This window comes from Streptomyces sp. NPDC020489, assembly GCF_044386545.1.
Taxonomy (GTDB): domain Bacteria; phylum Actinomycetota; class Actinomycetes; order Streptomycetales; family Streptomycetaceae; genus Streptomyces.
On sequence record NZ_JBIRUZ010000007.1, the window covers coordinates 107,228 to 128,311 of the forward strand.

The following is a 21,084-nucleotide window of genomic DNA, read 5'->3' on the forward strand; positions in this document are numbered from 1 at the left end:
TAGGGGATTGGGGAAAAAGTCCCTTAAGGGATGTCACAGCTCGGCAGCAAAGCCGGGCCCGGACCGCCGGGCCCGGCACGTCACCGACGGGGACCAGGTACGTTCGAAGGCGTGGCTGGATTCAGGATCGGACGCGGCCGGGACAACGGCGCTCCTCACACGCGACCGCAACAACCTCCGTACGGGCAGCAGGCCCCGCAGGGACCGCCGTACGGCGGCTACCCCGCGCCGCCCTCGCACCCGCACCCGGGGCAACAGGGGTACGGCGGCCACCAGGGCGGCGGTGGCTACGACGAGCCGGAGTACTTCGGCGACGGCGGCTACGGGCAGCAGCCCGGCGGCGGCCACGACCCGTACGCGGCGAACAACCCGGGTCACACCCAGGCGTTCCAGGTCGGCGAGGACCCGTACACCCAGGGCGGCACCTACCGCGCGGGCTCGGCCCAGCCGCCGGCCGGTCCGGTGGGCCCCCGGCTGCACTGGAAGGACCTGCTGAGGGGCATCGTCACGGCCCCCGGCCCGACCTTCCTCCAGATGCGTGACTACACGATGTGGGGCCCCGCCCTGATCGTGACGTTCCTCTACGGCCTGCTCGCGGTCTTCGGCTTCGACGGCGCGCGCGAGGACGCGATCAACGCGACGCTGTCCAACGCGGTCCCGATCGTCCTGACGACGGCGGTCGCGATGGTGCTCTCGTCCTTCGTCCTGGGCGTGGTCACCCACACACTGGCCCGCCAGCTCGGCGGCGACGGCGCCTGGCAGCCCACGGTGGGCCTGTCGATGCTGATCATGTCGCTGACGGACGCCCCGCGTCTGGTCTTCGCCATGTTCTTCGGCGGCGACGCGACCTTCGTGCAGGCCCTCGGCTGGGCCACCTGGGTCGCGGCGGGCGCCCTGCTCACGCTCATGGTCGCCAAGTCCCACGACCTGCCCTGGCCGAAGGCGCTGGGCGCCGCGTCGATCCAGCTGATCGCACTGCTGTCGATCGTGAAGCTGGGCACGTTCTGACGTTCGGGGAGGCGCCGAACACGAGAGGAGGGGCTCCCCGGTGGGGGAGCCCCTCTTTTTCGGCTACTGCATGTGCTACTGCACGTCGACGTAGTCACCCGTGGCGGAGACCGCGGGGGTGGTCACGGTGCCCGCGAAGCTGTAACGGAAGTAGCCGTCGGTGGAGGCGGTGACGGTCGTCTTCAGCTCGCCCGTGGAGTTGCTCTTGATCGTCTTGACGGTGGTGTAGGTGCTGGAGCCCTTCTTACGGAACTGCAGCTTCACCGACTGGTTGGTGTACCCCGCGTACTTGCCGGTCTCCCAGTTGGCCCGCGACAGCTTGCCGGTGACCGTGATGGCCTTGCCCTTCTTCACGGGCTCCGGCGAGGCGTTGACCGTCAGCTTCGAGGCGCGCTGCACCTTGAAGGTGGTGGCCGCGTCGCGGTGGATGAAGTCGAAGTCGTGGGCCGAGACCAGCGTGCTGATCCGCCAGGTGGCCGCCGCGGTGTTGCCGTTGATGGCACTGCCGCCCTGCGGGTCGAACGTCAGCGTGCCCGTGCAGGTCGAGGTGGTGGCGCTGACCTCGGCACAGGTGATCTCGTCCTCGTCGAACCAGATCTGGTCGTAGTTGGGCGTCGGGCCGAACGCGCTGATGTACGTGTTCTCCTTGATGCCGGAGTCGTCCGACGCGGTCACGGTGACCTTGGCGTACACCGTGTCGGTGGTACCGACCACGACCGGCTTGCCGCCGTTGACGACAACCTTGTCGATCGTGATGTTGCCCGAACCGCCGTCCTCCGCCTGAGCGGCGGTGGCACCGGTCGCGGTGGCGACCAGGGCGATGCTGGTACCGAACAGGGCAAGGCGCGCGGTCATGCGCATGAAGGGTCCCCCCGGGGAGTTGCGGTGATCAAAGGGAGCCTACGTCGTTGGCCAACGCCTCACCACAGAGTTACCGCAACGCCCGGGACAACGCGCCCCACTCACGCATCGAGCGCCTGCCCGACCCGCCTGACCACGGGGGGCTGGACCGACTGGGTCTCAGCTGACCGTGGCGCCTTCCCGACGTGCTGATAGAACACGGCCATGACCTACAGGTTCGTTGCCCGTGTTGCCGGGGCGGAGATAGACCTCGACTACGACTGCTTCATCGAGGCGGGTGTCGCAGAGTCCGAGGACGGCAGCGGCTTCTTCATGATGTTCCAGTGCAGCGCCGATGAACCGGACGAGCAGGACGTCTCCCTGGGACTCGACACGCACTGCGTGGTCACCCCCGACCAGGGCACCGCATACGGCTGCGTACGGTCGGCCGAGCTGACCGGGAACGTCCTGCGCATCTCCCTGGCCCCCGAGGCGCTCCCGGCGCTGGACCTGGCGGACCCAGAGATCGAGGCAGTGCTTGAGGCACCGGCCGAGGACATCGCCCGCTTCCGCGAGGTGCTCCCCCGAGTACTGGCGTACGGCCGCGAGGATGCGCGCCCTGCTCACGTCGCCATCTGAACAGCGAGACCGGCACGAGGCCGGACTTTCCTAAAGTCAGTGCGGCGAGCTCAGCGCTTTGACCACCGAGCACTGGTAGAAGAACTTGGCTGCTGTGGAGCGCCTCAAAGCCGCTCCGCCGACCTAGTGCTCAGGGCCTCCAAGTGCCGACAGCAACCAACAGGGAACCGATCGCGGAGATTCCATAGAGGACTGCAAGCAAATACGGAGCCCAAATCTCACGCGATGTAGTAGATCTGTACACCTTAGGGTTCTGCCCACGCTCCAGCGCCTCCCATTCGGCATAAAAAATGGACGCTGGAAGATAGCGTTCAAGTCGATTAATTACAGCGAACTTCCCCGTATTTAATTGCCCGAAGGATATTATTAGGCCCTTCCATGCAAAGGAAAGAATCAGCCCAGTTAGGCAGATCAATACGACGCCAACAGATTTGACCTTTTCTCCGCCTCCTGCTCTGATGAAGAATCCTAGAGCTGCAATTATCGCGCCGTTGACGGTTATAAAGAATGTATTTACACCTTGCCTTCGACTGACAAGACTTTCGGAACTCTGCACCATGATTTTGTACAGTTCAAAAAGCCTGTCTCTGTCTTCTTGCGTCGCCGGAGGTCCGTAAGGTGTAAGCGCGCTCGATACCCGATTGGACGAGGAAATCGCTTTACCCTCCTCGCGAATAATAAGAACAACGGGCGAATACCGCTGCTGGACATCCGACGCTAACTGATCGTACGGAACCAGGTCAGGGTGATGAGCGTCCTGCTCTACTTGCCAAGTTACCCACATATCGTGGACATCTGAAGCAGTAGCGTCAACGCCCTTGGTGAAGACTAGGGAGGCATACAAGTTGCACAGACTTTCACCGTTCACTTGCGGCAATAAAGCGGAAGGAATCTGGGAGAGAATCCGGTTGGCAACTGACTCTAGATAGTTCACGTCAAACCCACGCTGAAATTAGGGACGACAGGCGCACGAAGTCCCATCGCATGACGTTTCGCCGCGACAAATTTTCGGGGATTCTATAAATTTCACCGTCTCGCACTTGAATTCCAATCAGCTCGTGCCCATGGAGCAGCGTCTGCCGAATCTCCCACTGCACAGGGGCTGAAGCGAACGTGGTGGCTCCTACCAGCACGACCGTCCCATGCGTGTCGGCAATCCGAGGACGACATGCATCCTTCCAATTGGCATCAAGCGGATACCGAATGGAATGATCAACTATTTCGAGCCCCCCAGGGATTCCACGCACACCCTCCAAAAGAACTTCGCGTGCCCATGCATCTCTCATCTGAAAACTGATAAATACTTTCGGTCGAGACAACTGTCCACACCATGCCCATTTTGGTATCAGAGCGCTGGATTCTAGCATCTTTCGAAGATCAGACAGGCCTCAACGTCGCGACGTTTTCCCGCTCTTCGCCGTTGACGTCAGTCCACTTGACTGAACAATTGAACTGCCTAGGGCTACCCATCGTCAAAACGAGGCGATATCGAGTTTCCGATTCAGGGGCCATCACTGCGATGACGTCATCCTCCCCGACAAGAACCATTCCGTCATCCGGTTCCAACTTGAAAGCTACGTTCTTGGCCGGCGTATTCCCCTTATTCGTAAGCACAATGTAGTGTGACCGTCGCGTTCGCACCCTCCCCTTGGAATCCGTCTCGACTCGCTCGGTAAAGTCCACGCTAGGCCACACTCCGATGTCGTCCAGAGAGTTTCGACTATCAGAGATCTTCTCGATAAACTTTTCCGCCTGCCTGCTCAAGACATTGTCAACACGGCTGATGAGGTCGGCCTCGGTGACATAATCCATGACGAGCGCATTGGGCTTGATCCGCTTGAGGTATTCACGTAGAGCGATCTGCTGTTCAAGATCAGCATCATTTGTAGGCCTGCGACAATGCAACACAGTCACAGTCTTTCCAGCCTGCGCCATGCGTTCCATTTCCTCGGCGGTTCCAGAGGCGGCTCTGTCGGACTCTGTCCCCAAACGCGTCCAGAAAATTGCCAGCGCAAGGTCAGCATCGTCAACCAGCTCTCGATTGATGATGTCTTGAGGGTGCTCACCGAACCCCCCGGACGCGTGCTCCCCCCATCGGATAGGCAGAACTGTCACCTGAAAATGACGTCCATAATTAAAATTCCAGCGATTTACCGCTCGATGAATCACCTCCTGGTCCTCCCTAGTGACATCGCCCGGACACGAAATGAGCATATGCAGGGTTGTCGTGCTGTAGGCCATTCCGACTCCAATCGATTGATTCAAGAGCAGATTGCCACATTTGCTGCTGCTTTGGGGGAGTATCCACAAAAGATCAAGGGTGGCAGAAGCCTGCCTGGTGGTCGGCGCAATCACACGAGAGCTTGCGGTCGGCGCAGGACGACTCGCACGAGCCAGGCTGGCAACGGCCTCGGCAGGCCCAGCTTGATCCACCTGGGCCTCAACTATGGGCCCAAGTGTGGTCCGGAGCTGGCCAGTTGACACTTGATCGCTCAGAACTTCCGTGCATCCGAGAGGGAAGCCGCAGCACTCCTGAGGTCGCCAGCGGCCTTGTGCGGACTGGCTGCAGCTCTGCCACGCGTATCAAAGCCCGAGCGGTTGAAAGCTTCTGACTTTCAATGCGTGGTGTCGTGAGGGCTGACAGCCCGGTGCCGTTCGTCCCAGCCGTGTCGTCAGACGCTGATGAGATCGTGCGCTCATGGACACCCTCTTCGCTCTCCCCGAACCGGAGAGCACTGAACAAGCCGTGATCGCCCACTACAGATTGAGTGACGACGAGTACGGCTCTCGCGCCGAGCGCGAAGCGGTCTTCGATGCCGAGCGCGCCATGGCCGCCGCAGTCGAGGAGGCGGGAGTCGGTGAGGTTGACGGGAATGAGTTCGGTGGGGGCGAAGCCGTGCTGTACGCCTATGGGCCGGACGCCGAAGCGCTCTTCAAGGTCATGGAACCCATCCTTCGGCGACTGTCACTCAGGCCGGCGCACGTACTGCTGCGGCAGGGGAGCCGCGCAACGGAGTCCCGAGTGGAGCTGTGACAGCCGGACAGGGCAGCCACTCCAGCCACCGGCAGTGCCGGCCTCCAGCCGTCGACGGAACACAAAAGCCCCCCGCCGATCTGGCGAGGGGCTCTCACTGACCATTAGAAATCCGCAGGTCAGAGCGCTTCCCTGTTCTCCTTCGGTGCCTCGCCGGACTTCCCTACCGGAGGCAACACACTCCACGGGAAGTTGATCCACTCGTCGGTTCGCTTCCAGACGTACTCGCATTTCACCAGCGACTGCGTCTTCTCGTAGATGACGGCGCTGCGGACCTCGGCGACGGTGTCGAGGCAGAAGTCCCGGACCAGTTTGAGCGTCTTGCCGGTGTCGGCGACGTCGTCGGTGATCAGGACCTTCTTGGAGGAGAAGTCGATGGCGTTGGGGACGGGGGCGAGCATGACGGGCATGTCGAGGGTGGTGCCGACGCCGGTGTAGAACTCCACGTTCACCAGGTGGATGTTCTTGCAGTCCAGGGCGTAGGCGAGGCCGCCGGCCACGAAGACCCCGCCGCGCGCGATGGAGAGCACGATGTCGGGTTCGTAACCGTCGTCGGCGATGGTCTGCGCGAGTTCGCGGACGGCGGTGCCGAAGGCTTCGTAGGTGAGGTTCTCCCGCACGTCTGCCCCGCTCATACCTGGGTCCGGTGGAAGTTGAGGAAGGAACGGGAGGCGGTCGGACCGCGCTGTCCCTGGTAGCGGGAGCCGTAGCGCTCGCTGCCGTAGGGGAACTCGGCCGGCGAGCTGAGCCGGAACATGCACAGCTGGCCGATCTTCATGCCGGGCCAGAGCTTGATGGGGAGCGTGGCGAGGTTCGACAGCTCCAGGGTCACGTGCCCGCTGAACCCGGGGTCGATGAACCCGGCGGTGGAGTGCGTGACGAGCCCGAGCCGGCCGAGGGAGGACTTGCCCTCCAGGCGGGAGGCCAGGTCGTCGGGGAGCGTGATGACCTCGTACGTGGAGGCGAGGACGAACTCGCCGGGGTGCAGGATGAACGGCTCGTCCCCCTCGGGCTCGACGAGCCGGGTGAGGTCCGCCTGCTCCACGGAGGGGTCGATGTGGGGGTACCGGTGGTTCTCGAACACCCGGAAGAAGCGGTCGAGCCGCACGTCGACGCTGGACGGCTGCACCATGGATTCGTCGTAGGGATCGATCCGGACCCGCCCGGCGTCGATCTCGGCCCGGATGTCCTTGTCTGAGAGAAGCACGCCCCGAGGATACGCAAGGAGCGCGGACCAACCGTCATCGGTCGGCCCGCGCGCCTCGGTACTGCTCCCTTACCGCTTCTCCAAGGTCACCGGAACGACGCTGCGAAGCCGGGCACACCGTGGACACCGGACGAGCCGTCCGGGACCGAGCCGCTCGGCCTGCTGCATCGGGAACGAAGCGGTGCTGAACACGTGCCCATCGGCACAACGGACGACAGTGCGCTCCATCAAGTTCTGGAGTCCCTTCCCCAAGAGGCGCGTCCGGCTGCTGCTCGCCGGACGACAAATGCCACATTACGGGATGGAAGGAACGACTCTCCAGGCGGCACTCCGGCCCCTCCCGGACCCTCTCCCACGTCTCCACCGTACGCCCCAACTCCGGGCCCCCGCAGCCCCGTCACGCCCCTGAAACGCACTCAGACCCCGCGGCTTCAGCGCCGGGGGTCCGGGATGAGGTAGAGTGACCAGGCGTTCGGACACCGGTCAAACGGCGTCTTTCGCGGGTGTAGTTTAATGGTAGAACATCAGCTTCCCAAGCTGAGAGCGCGAGTTCGATTCTCGTCACCCGCTCCATTGAAGCCCCAGGTCAGCGGCCTGGGGTTTGTTTGTTGTCTAGTCCAATTTGGGGGTTGCGTGCCCTCCGCGTGCCCTAACGAGCTCGTGCACGGTAGGCGGTGAGACGTCGCGAACTTCGGTGCGACCCAGCTTCACATCTGCCATGTCGGGTTCAGGTCCGCGGTCTGCTGGTGGGACAGCAGGCCGGCGATGGCTTGGACGGTGTCGCTCATGTGCTCGCGGCGGCCGAGGTGGCGGGCCAGGGCCCGCCAGTTCTTCAGATGGGCGATGCCGTGCTCGACACGGATACGTCGTGATGAGTGCGCCTTGCGCTGGCGCTCGTGCATCTCCTCGTACCAGTCCGGGGCGTTCTTCTTGAACTTGCGGTGCGGTGGTGTCACCACCCGGCCACCGGTCTGGGCGCCCAGTCCCTGGTAGCCGGCATCAGCCAGGATCTCGACTGCAGGCCCGTCGGCCAAGAGGTTGACCAGCCCTAACTGGCGGGCATGGGTGATGTCCGCACAGCTTGCGGGACGGGCCGGGCTGCACCACAGCACGCGGCCTTCGCCGTCCGTGACCACCATGGACTTGACGGCGTTCTGCTTGTTCTTGCCGGAGATGAACTTGTCGCGGTCCTTGCGTCCGGCAGCGGGCCGACGGACCCGGATCTCGGTACCGTCGACGATGCCGGTCGCCCCGCTCGCGCCGAGATGGTCGACAACCTCAGCGAGAGACCGCAGCCGCACGTCGGGGCTGACGGTGCAGCCCCGCTCGGCGAGCAGGGGCCGCACCTCACCGATGGCCCGGGTGACGGTGGAACGGTCCGCTCCGAACCAGCAGGCCACATCATGGGTGACCCCGTGACGAAGATGGACCAGCGTGGCCAGCAGCCGGTCGACGAACACCAGCCGGTACTTCGCGCCTGCACCCACAGCCCTCTGCCGCGGGCGAGCGGCAAGCCTCGCCTGATGACGCTCATGCCACAACGGTCCGATCTCCTCGACGAGTTCAGCAATCACTCCGGCAGTCAGCCCCGTGATCCGCCGATTGCCGATGATCACCGCGCGCGTCGAGTTCCCCACCACCCGACCATGATCAACCATCCAGGCTCGACGTCTCACCGCCTACCGTGCACGAGCTCGTAAGCCGCGCCGATGTGCCATCGAAAGGGACATCGAAGGGCCGTCTCTGATGACATATCAGCTGATTTTCTCGAATGGCGAGACGCCGAGTGGTGGCGGCCACCGGCATCGCGCCGGACGGTGACCCAGACGGCTGCCGGTGGGTCGCCGTCCGCCACGCCCCCGACCACATCCACATCGCCGCCATCGAGAAGCAATACGGCCTCTTTCGAGTCGTACGCGGTGACCGCACCGCCGCCAAGCGGCCCACTCGCGCCGAGCAGGAGAAGGCCCGCCGCTCCGGCCACGAGAAGCCCGCCCGTGAACGCCTGCGCACCACCGTGCGCACCGCCGTGGCCGCTGCTTCCAGCGTGGAGGAGTTCGTCCACCTGCTGAGCCACATCGACGGCGTGCTCGTCGAGGTCGTGTATCCAAAAGCGCCTGGAAAACATCGACCCGCAGCCCGCTGGGCAGCCGGGCCGGCGCAGGCCCAACCCCTGGCACCAGGCCACCGCCGCCACCGAACGCATCCCCCACCACCTCGACCAGACCGACGACGAAGCCTCCCAGGCCCACCTCGCCGCCTTCGGTGAAGCCCTCGACGCCCTCCCGCTCCTCGCTCCACAGGCCCTGCGGCCCCAACTGCGTGAGGTGGCGACCGCGTTCGAGCGCGCCACTCGCTCCCGCATCCGCGCCGAACACCACCACGCTCGTGCTCTGCGCGGCGCCGTACGGGCGATGGTCCGCGAGCCCGCCCCCAAGGACGGCGCCATCCTGGCGATGTTCCTCGACGCGGCGATCCTCGTGGTCATCGCCGCCCGCCCCGCTGGCACCAGCTCCGCCACCACGACCAGCAGGTCGCCGCCGCCCAGCAGACACTGCTTCACCTCCAGGCCGCCTACGACCAAGCAGCCGCCGCACCCCTGGCCGCCCTCGCGCAGCACCAGCCACCCCAGCAGGCCGTGGAGCGGCAGATCCGCCACCTACGCCAAGTCGTGCCCGCGCACGCGGAGCAGATCATCGAAGACCCCGCTTTCGCAGCTCTCACCGTCGCCCTGGCCCAGGCGGAAGCAGCCGGACACGACCCGGAACGGCTCCTCCAGCAGATCGCCGACCAGCGCGCCCTGGACGACGCCCGCCGCCCCGCACGAGTACTGACCTGGCGCATCCAACGCCTCAGCGCAAGGCCGGCACCCAGCGCACGAGCCCGCGACGCAGCACAGGCCCGCAGCACAACACGAGTCGGCATCGCAACAACACAGCGACCCGACGCTCCAGAACACACGGAAGCAGCCACCCCGGCCCCGCAGCCGTCACAGGCACGAAGGCGCTGATCACGACCGCACGGACAGCCTGGGCAGCTCCAGAGCCCCGTGTGCAGCAGCGGCTCGAAAGGGGCCGACTCAGCCGCGAGGAGGCGGTGCCGTCGATCGAGACTGACGAGGGCGTGGCGCGGCGAGCCCGCGAGGCCCTTTCCAGATCCGGCTGCACCCCCCACCTGGTGGTGGCGGACGGCCGCGCCGGCCACCTCGACGAGGCCCCGTACGACCGGCTCATCGCCACGTGCGGCTTCCGGAACATCCCTCTCGCCTGGCTGGATCAGGTGCTGCCAGGCGGCGTCATCCTCACCACCCTGCGCGGCTGGATGCGTTCCCTCGGCCTGGTCAAGCTCTCAGCAGGAGGCCGGGGCGCGATGCCGCCATCGTTCAGTTGCGCGAGCTGAGGCGGCTGATGACCAGCGTTCACTGGACCCCCCGCGGTGCATCCGCCCGTCATCCCGGACGCTCCCCGACTGAGCCTGACCTGGACGCTCGCCGAAGCCCGAACGTTCCATCCACAGGGCGTGGAGCGGCTGGCCCGCGCGGAGAGGGCTGAGGCCAAGCAACGGACGGAACATGACCGCCTGCCTGGCCGCCGAGACAGCGCGACTGCGAGAGATCCGCCGCCAGTTGACGGACGAGGCCGAACACTGGTGGCAAGCCCTGCATCGCCAATGCGCGGCTGGTCGAGATCCGCGACAAGCTGCACGCGCGCGTCGCAGAGGCCGAACGCGAGCGCCGGCTCGGTGAAGTCGAGGGTCCGCACGTCGGCCTCGCCAGGGCGCGGGACCAGTTCGCGCGGCCCGACGCAGAGCAGACACGCACCCGCCGGGCCCTCGACCTGGGCATGCCCACCCGCCGTCACGTCATCACCGGCCGCGAGGGCCCCTCGCCAAGGAGCCCCCGCCGGCGACCGTCTGCCGCGGCGAACACGGCAGTCGTCGCGTCCGTAGGTGGTCAGCGGCGCGCCAGTTGCCGTTCGCCGGCCGCACCGGCCTGGTAGGGCAGTCCGTAGTGCTTGAAGATCGCTTCCTCCTGCTCGGCGGGCAGCACGTCGTCGGTGCCGATCGACGGGGCCTGCTTCACCAGTGCCCTGTCGTAGCCGACCTTGAGATAGTCGGGCCCGGCGATCGCGTCCTGAAGGGGGACGAAAACCAGGCGGTGCCGGGTGGGCAGTCCGGTCCGACCGTGGCCATGGCCGGTTCGTCGGTGGTGGTGTCCACGTAGACCGCCTCCAGGACACCGATCTTGTGCGACTCGTTGTCGACGACGTCGCGGTTGCGCCATTCCCGGACGTCGGCTGCGTGGATCATGGCCTCTCCCTACCTGGACCGCTCATCGGCCGGGGGGACGAGTCGCACCGTCGGCTTCCGCGTAAAGCCGCCGCAGTGCACGCCGCAGCGCCCGCTGCATCCGCTCCGGAAGCGGCTTGCCCTCCCAGGCGGCGACCATGGCCGCGGCCACCTCCGCAAGTTTGGTGTGGCACTGCCGTGAGATGTCGACCAGGAGGTCCCTGGCCGTCCCGCGGGTGCAAGGGGTCAGGACCATCATCATGCCGCGGGCCTGGTCGATGACGGCACGGCCGGCCAGCGCCCGCCGCAGCTGATCGTTCTCGTCGCGCAGTGCGACGAGATCGTCTCCAGCGGCTGCGTTCCCCCACGTGGCCTCGGCCCGCAGCTTCCAGTAGTCCTCATGTAACAGGGTCGTGCGATGCATGACATGCACCTCTCAATGAGTTCGACGTGCCCGGCCCGGCTGAAGCCGTCCGGCACACATGACTGCCAGGTCCCTCCACGAGTCACCTGTGGTGGTCGTGGTCCCGACGGTCCTCGCGCTGCCAGCGCGCCCGGTTCTGGCGGCTGTAGCGGCGGTCCCAGCGGTCCTGACGGTCCCGGCGCTCCTCGTAGTCGCGGTAGTCCCCGAGATCGGAACCGCCGCCGCGGCCCCGGCCTCCGCCACGATCGCGGGCGTGCCGGGTCGCACCGTAGACCAGCACCGCTGCGGCCACCCACCAGATCGGGTGAAGGAAGCCGAGGCCGAACAGGGCGGCGATGAGGATGAGGAGCAGGACGAACACGGTGGGCCTCCCCGGGAGTTGGACACTGCGTCGAAACCGGGGACTGGGGCCTCACACCAGAGCGTAGTCCTGCCCGACGGTCCTGGATACCGTGCGAGGTCAGCGCATCCGCCAGGCGTGGATGGCTGCTTGACACCTGTCGGAAACCCGCCGCGAGGGCTAGCGCGCTCCATGCCGCCCCTGCCCCCGGCAGCGTCGATCACCTCTCGCGCTCCTTCCCGGGGCGCACCCTGCACATCGGTGCCGGGACTCGCCGCGTCCCGAGCGAGGCCGTTCCCGCACACGCTCGGAATCACGTGGTCCCGGCGCGCCCGATGTGCCTCAAGCGAGCAACGAGCTGCTGCCCGCCGCGTCGCACGCATCCCGAACCAGGCGGCACGCATGTACGCGCTGATCGTTCCGGCTTCAACTCCCTTTGTCCTGCTCGCCGTCGTGATGGCCCTGTCCTGGTGGGAGGACCACATCCTGCCGACGTCGCCGACCGAGCCGGCCGAACCACCCGCCGCGGCTCCGTTCACCCGGCGGCCCCTGCTCAGCTCCCCCAACTCCTCAGTGTCGACACCGCGTTGACAAGGGAGGATGCCGGGCGTTGACTGGCAGCACGGTGTAGGGCCATGCCACTTCCGGATCATTCGGGCGCGGCATTCCACCTTCCCGCTTCGCCCGGACCCCGCGGACATCAGGAAATCCCCGCGATCTGGAGGCCCGGCAATGATCTGGATTCTTCTCTTTCTGCTGATCCTGGTGGTCTTCGGGTTCGGCTTCACCCTGCAGATCCTGTGGTGGGTCGCCGCCGTCCTCCTGGTCCTCTGGATCGTCGGCTTCGCGATGCGCGGGCGCGGTCGTAGCCGCCGCAGGTAGTCCGTTCGGGAGGCTCGATCCTGCCCGCGGGATCAACGGCCTGTACGGCGATCACGCGGGCGCCCACTCACCAAACCGGCAGGAGGCTGCCATGAGCGTCGGACGGGCCATCAGGCACAAGGCACAGGCGTTGCGGGGCCGGGTCACCGAACGCGTCGGCTGGGCCAACCGCGACCGGCTACGGCGCGTATCGCGCGTCCACACCATGGGGAGGACTTCGTGACGTCGTCCACCGCACAAGGGCGTGGCCGGGGCGCGAAGTCCGCGGCCCGTTCCACGGAGCGCGAGACGCTGACCGCCGCAGGGCGGGCGGGCTTTGTCGCGCGCGGCATCGTGTACGTACTGATCGGGCTGCTGTCCATCCGGATCGCCGTCGGGAGCGGCGGCGGCCAGGCGGACCGGCAGGGCGCGCTGCACGAGATCGCAACGCAGCCCTTCGGGAAAGGGATGCTCTGGGCGCTGGTGATCGGTTTCGCGGCCATGGCGCTCTGGCGGGGAGCCCGCGCCGTGCTCACAAGGGGGCCCCGGCGGAAGGTGGGTTCGCGCGCGCTGGACGGCGGGCGGGCGGTCTTCTACGCCCTCGTCTGCTGGACCACGGCGGTGTACGCCGCCGGGGGCGGGCAGGGCTCCAGCGGCAACGCGCAGTCCCAGGACTGGACGGCATCGGCGCTCAAACTGTCGTACGGGCAGGTGCTGGTGGGGGCCGCAGGCTGCCTCCTGATCGGCATCGGCGCGGTACTCGCCGTCCGGGCGGCCATGCGGAGCTTCCTGAAGCAGTTGGACACCGGCGGCATGAGCCGGCGTACGAAGCAGGTCGTCACCGCTCTGGGCGTGGGGGGAGGCGTGGCGCGTGGCGTGGTGTTCGCCGCGGCCGGGGTCTTCGTCCTGATGGCAGCCGTCCGCTTCGATCCGGACGAGGCCAAGGGCATGGACGCGACGCTCCGTAGCTTCGCACAGACATCGGTAGGACCGTGGCTCCTGGTCGCCGTCGCGATCGGGCTGATCCTCTTCGGTGCCTTCTCCTTCGCCTCGGCTCGCTGGCGCCGGCTGTGAACGCCGCCCCGAGCCACTGCCAGAGCCGCTGCCGGAGCCTCTTCGGCAGCGTCCGCGGAGGCGACAGCGCCAGGGTGGTCAGGTCACCAGCCCGGGGAGGGGTTCGGAGTCGTCGATGAAGGCGCGGGCCACATCGGACAGTCGCCGGTTGTGGGCGCGGGCGTACCCGCGCAGGGCGGTGAAGGCCCGTTCCATGTCGATGCTCTGGCGTTCGGCGAGTTTGCCCTTGGCCTGTTCGATCAGTACGCGGCTGTTCAGCGCGGTCTGCAGCTGTTCGTTGAGCGCGGTGCTGCGGTGGGCGGACCGTTGCTGCAGGAGGCTGATGGTGGCTACGTCGGCCAGGGCTTGGGCGATGAGTGTGTCGGGCGCGTCGAAGGGGCCGGGCGCGGCGCGGAAGAGGTTCAGGGCGCCCACGGTCTCCGCACGCAAGCGCATCGGCAGGGCCTGGACGGCGCCGAACCCGCTGCGGTGGGCCGCCGTGACGAAGCGCGGCCAGCGGTCGGCCTCCCGCGTCAGGTCGGGGACGATCACCGGTGCGCCGGTACTGAAGCACTCCAGGCAGGGGCCCTCGTCGTTCTGGAGCTGGAAGAGTTCCAGCAGGCGCACCTCTTCGTCGGAGGCGGCCATCACGCGCAGTTTGCCGTCCCCGTCGGCGAGCAACAGCCCGGCGGCGCTCGCGTCGAGCATGCTCACGCAGCGGTCGGTCAGCAGGCGCAGGAAATCGATGAGGTCGAAGTCGGCGACCAGGTTGTCCGCCAGTTCGACGAAGGTCTTGGCCAAAAGCTGCTGATTCATCGTGACACCCTCGATTGAGACTAGTCCCGCCGGGAGGCCGGAGGGAAGCGCAGCACGTTCGTCGGCCTGAGCCGATGGGTCAGTTGCCGTTGTCGGTCCGTTTCGGTTCGCTGTCCGGGAGGAAGCGGAGTCGGTGGGCCACCACGTCGGCGGCCACGTCGGCGAGCCGGCGCCCTTGCGTATAGGCGTAGGCGCGGAGCCGGACGAAGGCTTCGTCGATGCCGACGCCGAGCTGGACGGTGAGGATGCCGGTGGCCTGGTCGATCTCCGCCCGGTATCCGCCCAGGTCCTCCAAGCCGTGGTCCCGGGACGGTGCGCCGGCCTGCGCGCCCGTCCCGTCGATCCGCGCGTCGAGCAGGAGCAGCGTCGCGAGATCGGCGAACGCCAGCGCGTCGGCCAGCTGCTCCGCGTCCAGCACGGTCGGCACGTCGGCATACAGGTCGAGGACTCCCGGGCTGATCGCCCCTATCTGCAGGGGGAGTGCGAAGACGGCGCGTGCCCCGGCTTCCAGGGCCGCGTCGGCGAACACGGGCCAGCGGTCCTGCAGCCCGCCGGTCAGCAGATCGGGGGACAGGACGGCCGCGCCGTGGGTGAAGGCGTCCACGCAGGGGCCCTCGCCCAGAGTGAGCTGGAGCTCCTTCAACTGCTCGCTGATGTCGTCGGTGCTGCACAGCGGATGGCTTGCTGCGGTCCGGGACATCGCCGACACCCCGGCTCCGCCGACCGGCAAGGCGGCCACGGCCGCGGTGCACACGTCCACCACACCGACCGGGGCGCCGCGGCGGGCGGCCTGCTCGGCGACCAGCACCTGGATGCGGGCCGACCGGCTGTCGGCCCTCATCCGGGCCACCGCGTCCAGGCATCGTGGGCCAGGCCCTCCAGCCGCGCCGTCGTGCGTTCCCCAAGGGGGAGTACCAGCGCACGGAACATGGTCGGGTCCGCCGGCCGCCGCACCTCTCCCAGGTCCAGCCATCCCCAGGAGCGGAGCGACGCGAGGGTCGGGTGATCTCCCGGATCCACCAAGGTGGCGCCGAGGGATGCCTGGTGGCCGCTCAGCAGCCGCTCCTGCAGACGGCGGGCCACGTCCTGGTCCTGTGGGTGTGGCCGGACCAGGATGCCGGTGATCGCGAAGACGCCGCCGGACGCGGTGAGCTGCTCGATGCTCTGCGGCAGTGCTCCGTCGAACCCGAGCCACCAGATGCCGTCACTGCCCACCGGGAACCCGAAGGCGCATCCCACCAGGTGGTCCGTCTCCGCGATCACCATGGCGAACCCCGACCGCCGGATGTCGCCGGTGAGACGGTTCAGGAAGTCTTGGCGGCTGCGGCTGCGGTACGCCTCAGCGGCGGACGTCTCTCGGGAGTCGACGTACAGATCCCCCAACTCCTCGCCCAGGTCCTGCGCCAGCCAGCGGTTAACGCGGCGCAACCGCGCCGCGTCCATGGTGGACGACTCGCCCGCATGCCGCTCGTGCGGCTGCCCCTGTCCGGGCTGGGCCATCACCGCACATCGCCCGTGAGGACGGTCACCAGCGGAACACTCCGGTCCGGCAGGGCCGGAGCGACCGGGTCGGGGACGTCCCCGAGAGACGGTGGAAGATGCCCGAGCGGAAGGCCGAGAAGCAGGAACCCGCAACCGGTGAGGTCGAGGATGTGCGCCAGTGACGGCGGCGGATTGTGCAGTCGTAGGACCCCGCCGGCCTCCCTGGTGCGTTGCTCGGCGTGGAGGAAGGCGTTGAGGCCGCTGCAGTCGCAGAAGGTCACAGGGGTGAGGTCGACATCGAGGACGCGGATGCCGTCGCTCAGGCATCGCGCCAGCGCCGCGCACACCAGCGGTGCCGTATCCAGGTCGATCTCACCAGCCAGGGTGATCAGTGCCCGTTTCCGTCGGTCATGACGATAGATGGCGAGCTGTGGGAGGGGCATGACGCCTCGGTTCAGAAGACCATCAGGCAGCGAGATGGGGACGCCGGGAGCCTCGGCTCCTCCTGACGCGCCGCCGACAGGGACGTACGTGCGGCGGAGGCGGAACAACGGCCGGTCCGAGAGCCTGCGCAACAGGACATGGGGTCCGCCCGGTTCTCTCCAGGGATGCGTCGGATGACGGACGAGAGGTCCGCTCCGCGCAGCCATCTGTGTCGCTCAACGACAAGCCGCCGGGGTCTGGGACGCTTGTACAGCATGGTAGTCCTGCCCCAGTGGGAAAGACGGCCCGAAGCCGCCCCATCTCAGGATGTGGACAGTCGAGGGCGATTGATGTCACTGCGCAGGGGGCTGATCACTGACTCCGACAGTCCCTCGTGGGTGCAGGCTGAGTAGGACGGCGCTCGTGCCTCCGTCCTGGCCGAGGTGAGTTTCTGGCTGCAGCGGGCCTCCGGGCCACAGGGCGAGACGATCTCTGTGCCCGGCCACGGGACACAGGCGGTCTCCAGGTCCGGCCTACCGTTACTGCAGTGCGTGGACCGCTGTCCACTGCCTGGCCACCGGACGCCCTGACACGTACGAGCACGCCTGGGCCCGACTGACCCGCCGCCACCGGCTGTTGACCAGGAGAGCAACATCAAGCTCCGCCAGGTCGCCTGCCTCGTCTGTGAACAGGGCAGCCTGTACTGACCTCCACCCGGCGGCTCCCCCGGTTCCGTTCTGAACCGCGGGAGCCTGGGCCGTGCCAGCCCTCAAGACATCTCAGGGGATTAACAGTCAAGCCGTCTGCCTGGTCGGGGTGACGGCAAGCCGAGGCGTGCTTCAACGATCGGCATACGTCACCATGGTCTGCCGGGCGGACAGCATGTGGTCGCCCGGTAGGAGCGGTCTGTCGGTGAGGGTGGGGGCCGTGGATCAGAGCGAAGACCAGATCTTGGCTGAGGAGCTTGCTGCTCTCGGCGCGGTGGGTGGGGGTAGTGGTCGCTTGGTCCGGGTGGTGGCCAAGCTGATGAGGAAGAACGTCCATGAGGTCGATCTGCTTGTTCCCTTGCCTTTCGACGAAGCGGTGAAGCGCGTCTCCGGTGTGCTCGGGAGGGCGGGCCACGTCATTGAGACCGTGCCAGTTCGCCTTGGTGAGGACGAAACTGTCCGCATCGTTGCCAGCGGCGGTGCCGGCGGTCTGAATCCCGTAGTGGTGACCGCGCGGGTGCTGAAGGCCGATGGGGACAGCTCGGAGGTCTGGCTTCGTGCAGCTGCCAAAGAGGGTCTGATAAGGCAGCGAGCCGGGGAGAAGACCGCCGTCCGTCTCGCCGCCCAGTTGAGCAGGGCAACCGGAGCGGACAGGGCAGGCGGGTGACCGGCAAGCCGACAGCGGCCCTGACCATGTCTGAGCGCTCGACGCTTCCGGAATCAGAGCCATCGGCGCGAAGGCCCGTTGTTCGTCGAAGAACTGCCGGGTCTTGAGGCAGTGATGGAGCTGACCGAGGAAGCGGTTCAGCAAGAGCCGTGGTGCGGCGGCATGCCAGTCTCCGTGCTCGCGTCGACGTCAGTAGTGAGCCGTCGCTCCCGGTGAGGCGGCGAGGGCGGCGCAGGCCCAGAGGAAACCGGCGTTGACGAGGCGGTTGTTCTTTACGAACCGGCGGCCGACGAACCGCTTCTTGCCGGAGGCCCGGGTGATGGGCGCGGATCCGGCGTACGACTTCAGGGCCCGGGCGGGCGCCACACCAGAGCGCATATGACCAGGTCAGAAGCCATCCGGTCCGCCAAGCGCCGTCGCTTCCCAAGCTGAGAGCGCGAGTTCGATTCTCGTCACCCGCTCTTCTGAAGCCTCAGGTCAATGGCCTGGGGCTTACTCGTGCGTGCGCCGCTTCGGGCTCTCCGGGCTGCTTGCACGGCCGGGGCGAACTCGGCGTTCGTCTTCCGCGCCAAGTCCCCTTCCGCTGCCGTGCCACTGCCGGGGCGGTCAGGTCGCCAGGCCGGGGAGGGGTTCGGTGTCGTCGATGAAGGCGCGGGCCACGTCGGACAGGCGTCGGTTGTGGGCGCGGGCGTAGGCGCGCAGGGTGGTGAAGGCCTGTTCCATGTCGACGTTGTGGCGTTCGGCGAGTTTGCCCTTGGCCTGTTCGATGAGGACGCGGCTGTTCAGTGCGGTCTGGAGCTGTTCGTTGAGGACGGTGCTGCGGTGGGTGGAGCGTTGCTGGAGGAGGCTGATGGTGGCGACGTCGGCCAGGGCCTGGGCGACCAGTGTGTCGGAGGAGTCGAAGGGGCCGGGGGCGGCGCGGAAGAGGTTCAGGGCGCCGACGGTCTCGTTGCGCAGGCGCATGGGCAGAGCCTGGACGGCGCCGAAGCCGCTGCGGTGGGCCGCCGTGACGAAGCGCGGCCAGCGGTCGGCCTCCTGGGTGAGGTCGGGGACGATCACCTGGGTGCCGGTGCTGAAGCACTGCAGGCAGGGGCCCTCGTCGTTCTGGAGCTGGAAGAGTTCCAGCAGGCGCACCTCTTCGTCGGAGGCGGCCATCACGCGCAGTTTGCCGTCGCGGTCGGCGAGCAGTACCCCGGCGGCGCTCGCGTCGAGCATGCTCACGCAGCGGTCGGTCAGCAGGCGCAGGAAATCGATGAGGTCGAAGTCGGCGACCAGGTTGTCGGCCAGTTCGACGAAGGTCTTGGCCAGGAGCTGCTGATTCATCGTGTGTCACCCTCGATCGAGACTGGACCCGCCGGGAGAGGGCGGGAAGCGCAGCACGGGGAAGCGCGGCACGTTCATCGGCCGGAACCGATGGATCAGTCGCCGTCGTCGGTCCGTTCCGGTTCGCCGTCCGGGCCGAAGCGCAGCCGGTGGGCGACCACGTCGGCGGCCACGTCGGCGAGCCGGCGTCCCCGCATGTAGGCGTAGGCGCGCAGCCGGACGAACGCTTCGTCGATGCCGACGCCGAGCTGGACCGTGAGGATGCCGGTGGCCTGGTCGATCTCCGCCCGGTATCCGCCGAGGTCCTCGCAGCCGTGGTCCGGTTTCGGTGCGCCGGACTGTGCGCCCGTCTCGTCGATCCGCGCGTCGAGCAGGATCAGCGTCGCGAGGTCGGCGAACGCCAGCGCGTCGGCCAGCTGCTCCGCGTCCAGCTCGGTCGGCGCGTCGGCGTACAGGTCGAGGACCCCCGGGCTGATCGCCCCGATCTGCAGGGGGAGCGCGAAGACCGCCCGTGCCCCGGCCTCCAGGGCCGTGTCGGCGAACACGGGCCAGCGCTCCTGCGCGGCGGCGGACAGCAGATCGGGGGACAGGACGGCCGAGCCCTGGGTGAAGGCGTCCACGCAGGGGCCCTCGCCGAGGGTGAGCTGGAGTTCCTCCAGCTGCTCGCTGATGTCGTCGGTGCTGCACAGCGGATGGCTCGCGATGGTCTTGAACATCGCCGACACCCCGGCTCCGTCGACCGGCAGTGCGGCCACGGCGGCGGTGCACACGTCCGTCACACCGACCGGGGCGTCGCGTCGGGCCGCCTGCTGGGCGACCAGCCCCTGGATGCGGGACGACCGGCTGCCGGCGCTCATCCGGACCACCTCGTCCAGGCGTCGGGGATCAGTCCTTCCGGTCGAGACGTGGTGCGTTCCCCGAGGGGGAGCAAGCGGAGCGAGGTCTGCAACCGGCGGGCGACACCCCGGTCCCGGTCCTGGTCCCGGTCCTGATCCTGCGGGTGCGGGAGCGGGTGCACCAAGACACCCGTCATCGCGAAGACGCCGCCGTACGACGTGAGTTGCGCGGGCCAGCGGTGCCCGCGGCGCAACCGCACCGCCTCCACGCTGTAGGACTCACCTGCATACGGCTCATACGGCTCATACGGCGGCGGCTTCCCCTGCCCGGCCCGGCACTTCACCGCACATCGCCCGAGAGGACGGCCACCGGCGGGACATTCCGGTCCGGCAGGGGTGCGGCCGGGTCGGGGGCGTCCGCGGGTGACGGTGGCGGCTGCCCGAGCGGACGGCCGGGAACCAGGAACCCGCAGCCGGTTAGGTCGAGGACCCGCTCCACCGGCGGTTGCGGATTGTGCAGTCGTAGGACCCCGCCGGCCTCCCTGGTGCGTTGCTCGGCGTGGAGGAAGGCGTTGAGGCCGCTGCAGTCGCAGAAGGTCACAGGGGTGAGGTCGACATCGACGACGCGGATGCCGTCGCTCAGGCATCGCGCCAGCGCCGCGCGCACCAGCGGTGCCGATTCCAGGTCGATCTCACCGGCCAGGGTGATCAGTGCCCGTTTCCGTCGGTCATGGCGGTAGACGGTGAGCTGTGGGAAGGACATGACGCCTCGGTTCGGAAACCCGTCCGGCAGCGGGACGGGGACGCCGGGGGGCCCGGTTCCTCCTGGTGCGCTGCCGACAGGGACGTACGTACGGCGGAGACGGAACGACGGCCGGTCCGAGGGCCTGCGCAACAGGACATGGGGGTCCGCCCGGTTCTCTCCAGGGATGCGTCGGGTGACGGACGGGAGGTCCGCTCCTCGCAGCCAACCGTGTCGCGAAACGACAGCCGCCGGGGTCTGGGACGCCTGCATCACACGATAGTCCTGCCCCCGTGCGACAGAAGGCCCGGAACGGCCCCATCTCAGGATGTGGACAATGGGCGAAGGGTGGCGGCGCGCTCATCCCCCGTACCCCGTACGGCACTTGGGCCCAG

25 protein-coding genes, 1 tRNA gene and 3 pseudogenes are annotated in these 21,084 nt (G+C 67.4%); 11 read left to right on the top strand and 18 right to left on the bottom strand.

Annotated features, from left to right (window positions below; genetic code table 11):
• Nucleotides 1-30: 30 nt before the first annotated feature.
• Nucleotides 31-1,008, top strand: a complete 978-nt coding sequence (locus ACH41F_RS20160; protein WP_391233167.1) for a YIP1 family protein — start codon at nt 31-33, stop codon at nt 1,006-1,008.
• A 75-nt stretch (nt 1,009-1,083) separates the two neighbouring features.
• On the opposite strand, the gene ACH41F_RS20165 is transcribed toward ACH41F_RS20160, so the two are convergent.
• The gene (locus ACH41F_RS20165) at nt 1,084-1,869 is read right to left on the bottom strand and encodes a calcium-binding protein (RefSeq protein WP_398836813.1); all 786 of its coding nucleotides are present in this window, start codon (nt 1,867-1,869) and stop codon (nt 1,084-1,086) included.
• A 204-nt stretch (nt 1,870-2,073) separates the two neighbouring features.
• Here ACH41F_RS20165 and ACH41F_RS20170 point away from each other — a divergent pair, with 204 nt between their 5' ends.
• Nucleotides 2,074-2,487, top strand: a complete 414-nt coding sequence (locus tag ACH41F_RS20170; RefSeq protein ID WP_391233170.1) for an Imm10 family immunity protein — start codon at nt 2,074-2,076, stop codon at nt 2,485-2,487.
• A 130-nt stretch (nt 2,488-2,617) separates the two neighbouring features.
• Here the strand turns inward: ACH41F_RS20170 and ACH41F_RS20175 are convergent, their stop codons facing one another.
• From ACH41F_RS20175 to ACH41F_RS20185, 3 genes are read right to left on the bottom strand one after another with little or no spacing between them, the layout of a single operon-like run.
• Nucleotides 2,618-3,421: a hypothetical protein gene (locus tag ACH41F_RS20175; RefSeq protein WP_398836815.1), complete on the bottom strand. Its 804-nt coding sequence runs from the start codon at nt 3,419-3,421 to the stop codon at nt 2,618-2,620.
• Nucleotide 3,422: 1 nt separating this feature from the next.
• Entirely contained in the window at nt 3,423-3,854 is a 432-nt protein-coding gene (locus ACH41F_RS20180; RefSeq protein WP_391233174.1) for a TIR domain-containing protein, read from the bottom strand.
• A 10-nt stretch (nt 3,855-3,864) separates the two neighbouring features.
• Nucleotides 3,865-4,728: a hypothetical protein gene (locus ACH41F_RS20185; RefSeq protein WP_391233176.1), complete on the bottom strand. Its 864-nt coding sequence runs from the start codon at nt 4,726-4,728 to the stop codon at nt 3,865-3,867.
• Between the two features lie 457 nt (nt 4,729-5,185).
• On the opposite strand from ACH41F_RS20185, the gene ACH41F_RS20190 reads away from it, so the two are divergent.
• A complete protein-coding gene (locus tag ACH41F_RS20190) occupies nt 5,186-5,521 on the top strand; it encodes a hypothetical protein (protein ID WP_398836818.1) in 336 nt (111 codons plus the stop codon).
• Nucleotides 5,522-5,640: 119 nt separating this feature from the next.
• Here ACH41F_RS20190 and ACH41F_RS20195 read toward each other — a convergent pair whose 3' ends face one another.
• Together ACH41F_RS20195 and dcd are read right to left on the bottom strand one after the other, a co-directional pair.
• On the bottom strand, nt 5,641-6,156 hold the full coding sequence (locus ACH41F_RS20195; protein WP_391233180.1) for a phosphoribosyltransferase family protein: 516 nt from the start codon (nt 6,154-6,156) through the stop codon (nt 5,641-5,643).
• A complete protein-coding gene (gene dcd / locus ACH41F_RS20200) occupies nt 6,153-6,728 on the bottom strand; it encodes a dCTP deaminase (protein ID WP_037735257.1) in 576 nt (191 codons plus the stop codon). The genes ACH41F_RS20195 and dcd overlap by 4 nt, the downstream gene beginning before the upstream one ends.
• A gap of 499 nt (nt 6,729-7,227) precedes the next feature.
• Here dcd and ACH41F_RS20205 point away from each other — a divergent pair.
• A tRNA-Gly gene (locus tag ACH41F_RS20205) sits at nt 7,228-7,301 on the top strand.
• Between the two features lie 134 nt (nt 7,302-7,435).
• Here ACH41F_RS20205 and ACH41F_RS20210 read toward each other — a convergent pair.
• On the bottom strand, nt 7,436-8,365 hold the full coding sequence (locus ACH41F_RS20210; protein ID WP_391233184.1) for a transposase family protein: 930 nt from the start codon (nt 8,363-8,365) through the stop codon (nt 7,436-7,438).
• A 143-nt stretch (nt 8,366-8,508) separates the two neighbouring features.
• Here ACH41F_RS20210 and ACH41F_RS20215 point away from each other — a divergent pair.
• Nucleotides 8,509-9,738: pseudogene (locus ACH41F_RS20215) on the top strand (mobilization protein); the annotation flags it as partial.
• An 86-nt stretch (nt 9,739-9,824) separates the two neighbouring features.
• Nucleotides 9,825-10,127 (top strand): hypothetical protein, encoded by a 303-nt coding sequence (locus ACH41F_RS20220; protein ID WP_398836820.1) that lies wholly within the window; start codon nt 9,825-9,827, stop codon nt 10,125-10,127.
• Between the two features lie 553 nt (nt 10,128-10,680).
• On the opposite strand, the pseudogene ACH41F_RS20225 reads toward ACH41F_RS20220, so the two are convergent.
• The 3 genes and pseudogenes from ACH41F_RS20225 to ACH41F_RS20235 all read right to left on the bottom strand — a co-directional run bounded on the left by ACH41F_RS20225 (nt 10,681) and on the right by ACH41F_RS20235 (nt 11,800).
• Nucleotides 10,681-11,036 (bottom strand): annotated as a pseudogene (locus ACH41F_RS20225) (PRC-barrel domain-containing protein).
• 22 nt (nt 11,037-11,058) lie between these two features.
• Nucleotides 11,059-11,439 (bottom strand): ANTAR domain-containing protein, encoded by a 381-nt coding sequence (locus tag ACH41F_RS20230; RefSeq protein WP_391233188.1) that lies wholly within the window; start codon nt 11,437-11,439, stop codon nt 11,059-11,061.
• Nucleotides 11,440-11,521: 82 nt separating this feature from the next.
• Nucleotides 11,522-11,800: a hypothetical protein gene (locus ACH41F_RS20235; RefSeq protein ID WP_391233190.1), complete on the bottom strand. Its 279-nt coding sequence runs from the start codon at nt 11,798-11,800 to the stop codon at nt 11,522-11,524.
• 381 nt (nt 11,801-12,181) lie between these two features.
• Here ACH41F_RS20235 and ACH41F_RS20240 point away from each other — a divergent pair, with 381 nt between their 5' ends.
• From ACH41F_RS20240 to ACH41F_RS20255, 4 genes are all read left to right on the top strand, one after another.
• A complete protein-coding gene (locus tag ACH41F_RS20240; protein ID WP_391233192.1) occupies nt 12,182-12,370 on the top strand; it encodes a hypothetical protein in 189 nt (62 codons plus the stop codon).
• 141 nt (nt 12,371-12,511) lie between these two features.
• Nucleotides 12,512-12,661: a hydrophobic protein gene (locus tag ACH41F_RS20245; RefSeq protein ID WP_385254857.1), complete on the top strand. Its 150-nt coding sequence runs from the start codon at nt 12,512-12,514 to the stop codon at nt 12,659-12,661.
• 91 nt (nt 12,662-12,752) lie between these two features.
• Nucleotides 12,753-12,884: a hypothetical protein gene (locus tag ACH41F_RS20250; RefSeq protein ID WP_391233194.1), complete on the top strand. Its 132-nt coding sequence runs from the start codon at nt 12,753-12,755 to the stop codon at nt 12,882-12,884.
• Nucleotides 12,881-13,714, top strand: coding sequence for a DUF1206 domain-containing protein (locus tag ACH41F_RS20255; RefSeq protein WP_391233196.1), 834 nt, complete (start codon nt 12,881-12,883; stop codon nt 13,712-13,714). Before ACH41F_RS20250 ends, ACH41F_RS20255 begins: the two co-directional genes overlap by 4 nt.
• Nucleotides 13,715-13,792: 78 nt before the next feature.
• On the opposite strand, the gene ACH41F_RS20260 is transcribed toward ACH41F_RS20255, so the two are convergent.
• The 4 genes from ACH41F_RS20260 to ACH41F_RS20275 form a co-directional block, all read right to left on the bottom strand.
• The gene (locus ACH41F_RS20260; RefSeq protein ID WP_391233197.1) at nt 13,793-14,509 is read right to left on the bottom strand and encodes an ANTAR domain-containing protein; all 717 of its coding nucleotides are present in this window, start codon (nt 14,507-14,509) and stop codon (nt 13,793-13,795) included.
• 79 nt (nt 14,510-14,588) lie between these two features.
• The gene (locus ACH41F_RS20265) at nt 14,589-15,350 is read right to left on the bottom strand and encodes an ANTAR domain-containing protein (RefSeq protein ID WP_391233199.1); all 762 of its coding nucleotides are present in this window, start codon (nt 15,348-15,350) and stop codon (nt 14,589-14,591) included.
• On the bottom strand, nt 15,347-16,009 hold the full coding sequence (locus tag ACH41F_RS20270) for a hypothetical protein (RefSeq protein ID WP_355781523.1): 663 nt from the start codon (nt 16,007-16,009) through the stop codon (nt 15,347-15,349). The genes ACH41F_RS20265 and ACH41F_RS20270 overlap by 4 nt, the downstream gene beginning before the upstream one ends.
• Nucleotides 16,009-16,434 carry an STAS domain-containing protein gene (locus ACH41F_RS20275; protein ID WP_391233200.1) on the bottom strand — a complete coding sequence of 142 codons (426 nt, stop codon included), beginning with the start codon at nt 16,432-16,434 and terminating at the stop codon, nt 16,009-16,011. Before ACH41F_RS20275 ends, ACH41F_RS20270 begins: the two co-directional genes overlap by 1 nt.
• A gap of 907 nt (nt 16,435-17,341) precedes the next feature.
• Here ACH41F_RS20275 and ACH41F_RS20280 point away from each other — a divergent pair.
• Nucleotides 17,342-17,788, top strand: a complete 447-nt coding sequence (locus ACH41F_RS20280) for a hypothetical protein (RefSeq protein WP_398836824.1) — start codon at nt 17,342-17,344, stop codon at nt 17,786-17,788.
• Nucleotides 17,789-17,848: 60 nt separating this feature from the next.
• Here ACH41F_RS20280 and ACH41F_RS20285 read toward each other — a convergent pair.
• The 4 genes and pseudogenes from ACH41F_RS20285 to ACH41F_RS20300 all read right to left on the bottom strand — a co-directional run.
• Nucleotides 17,849-18,154, bottom strand: a pseudogene (locus ACH41F_RS20285) (IS110 family transposase); the annotation flags it as partial.
• Nucleotides 18,155-18,394: 240 nt separating this feature from the next.
• The gene (locus tag ACH41F_RS20290; protein WP_391233202.1) at nt 18,395-19,111 is read right to left on the bottom strand and encodes an ANTAR domain-containing protein; all 717 of its coding nucleotides are present in this window, start codon (nt 19,109-19,111) and stop codon (nt 18,395-18,397) included.
• A gap of 95 nt (nt 19,112-19,206) precedes the next feature.
• Nucleotides 19,207-19,968, bottom strand: a complete 762-nt coding sequence (locus ACH41F_RS20295; RefSeq protein WP_391233204.1) for an ANTAR domain-containing protein — start codon at nt 19,966-19,968, stop codon at nt 19,207-19,209.
• 319 nt (nt 19,969-20,287) lie between these two features.
• Nucleotides 20,288-20,710 (bottom strand): anti-sigma factor antagonist, encoded by a 423-nt coding sequence (locus ACH41F_RS20300; RefSeq protein WP_391233206.1) that lies wholly within the window; start codon nt 20,708-20,710, stop codon nt 20,288-20,290.
• Nucleotides 20,711-21,084: the final 374 nt, after the last annotated feature.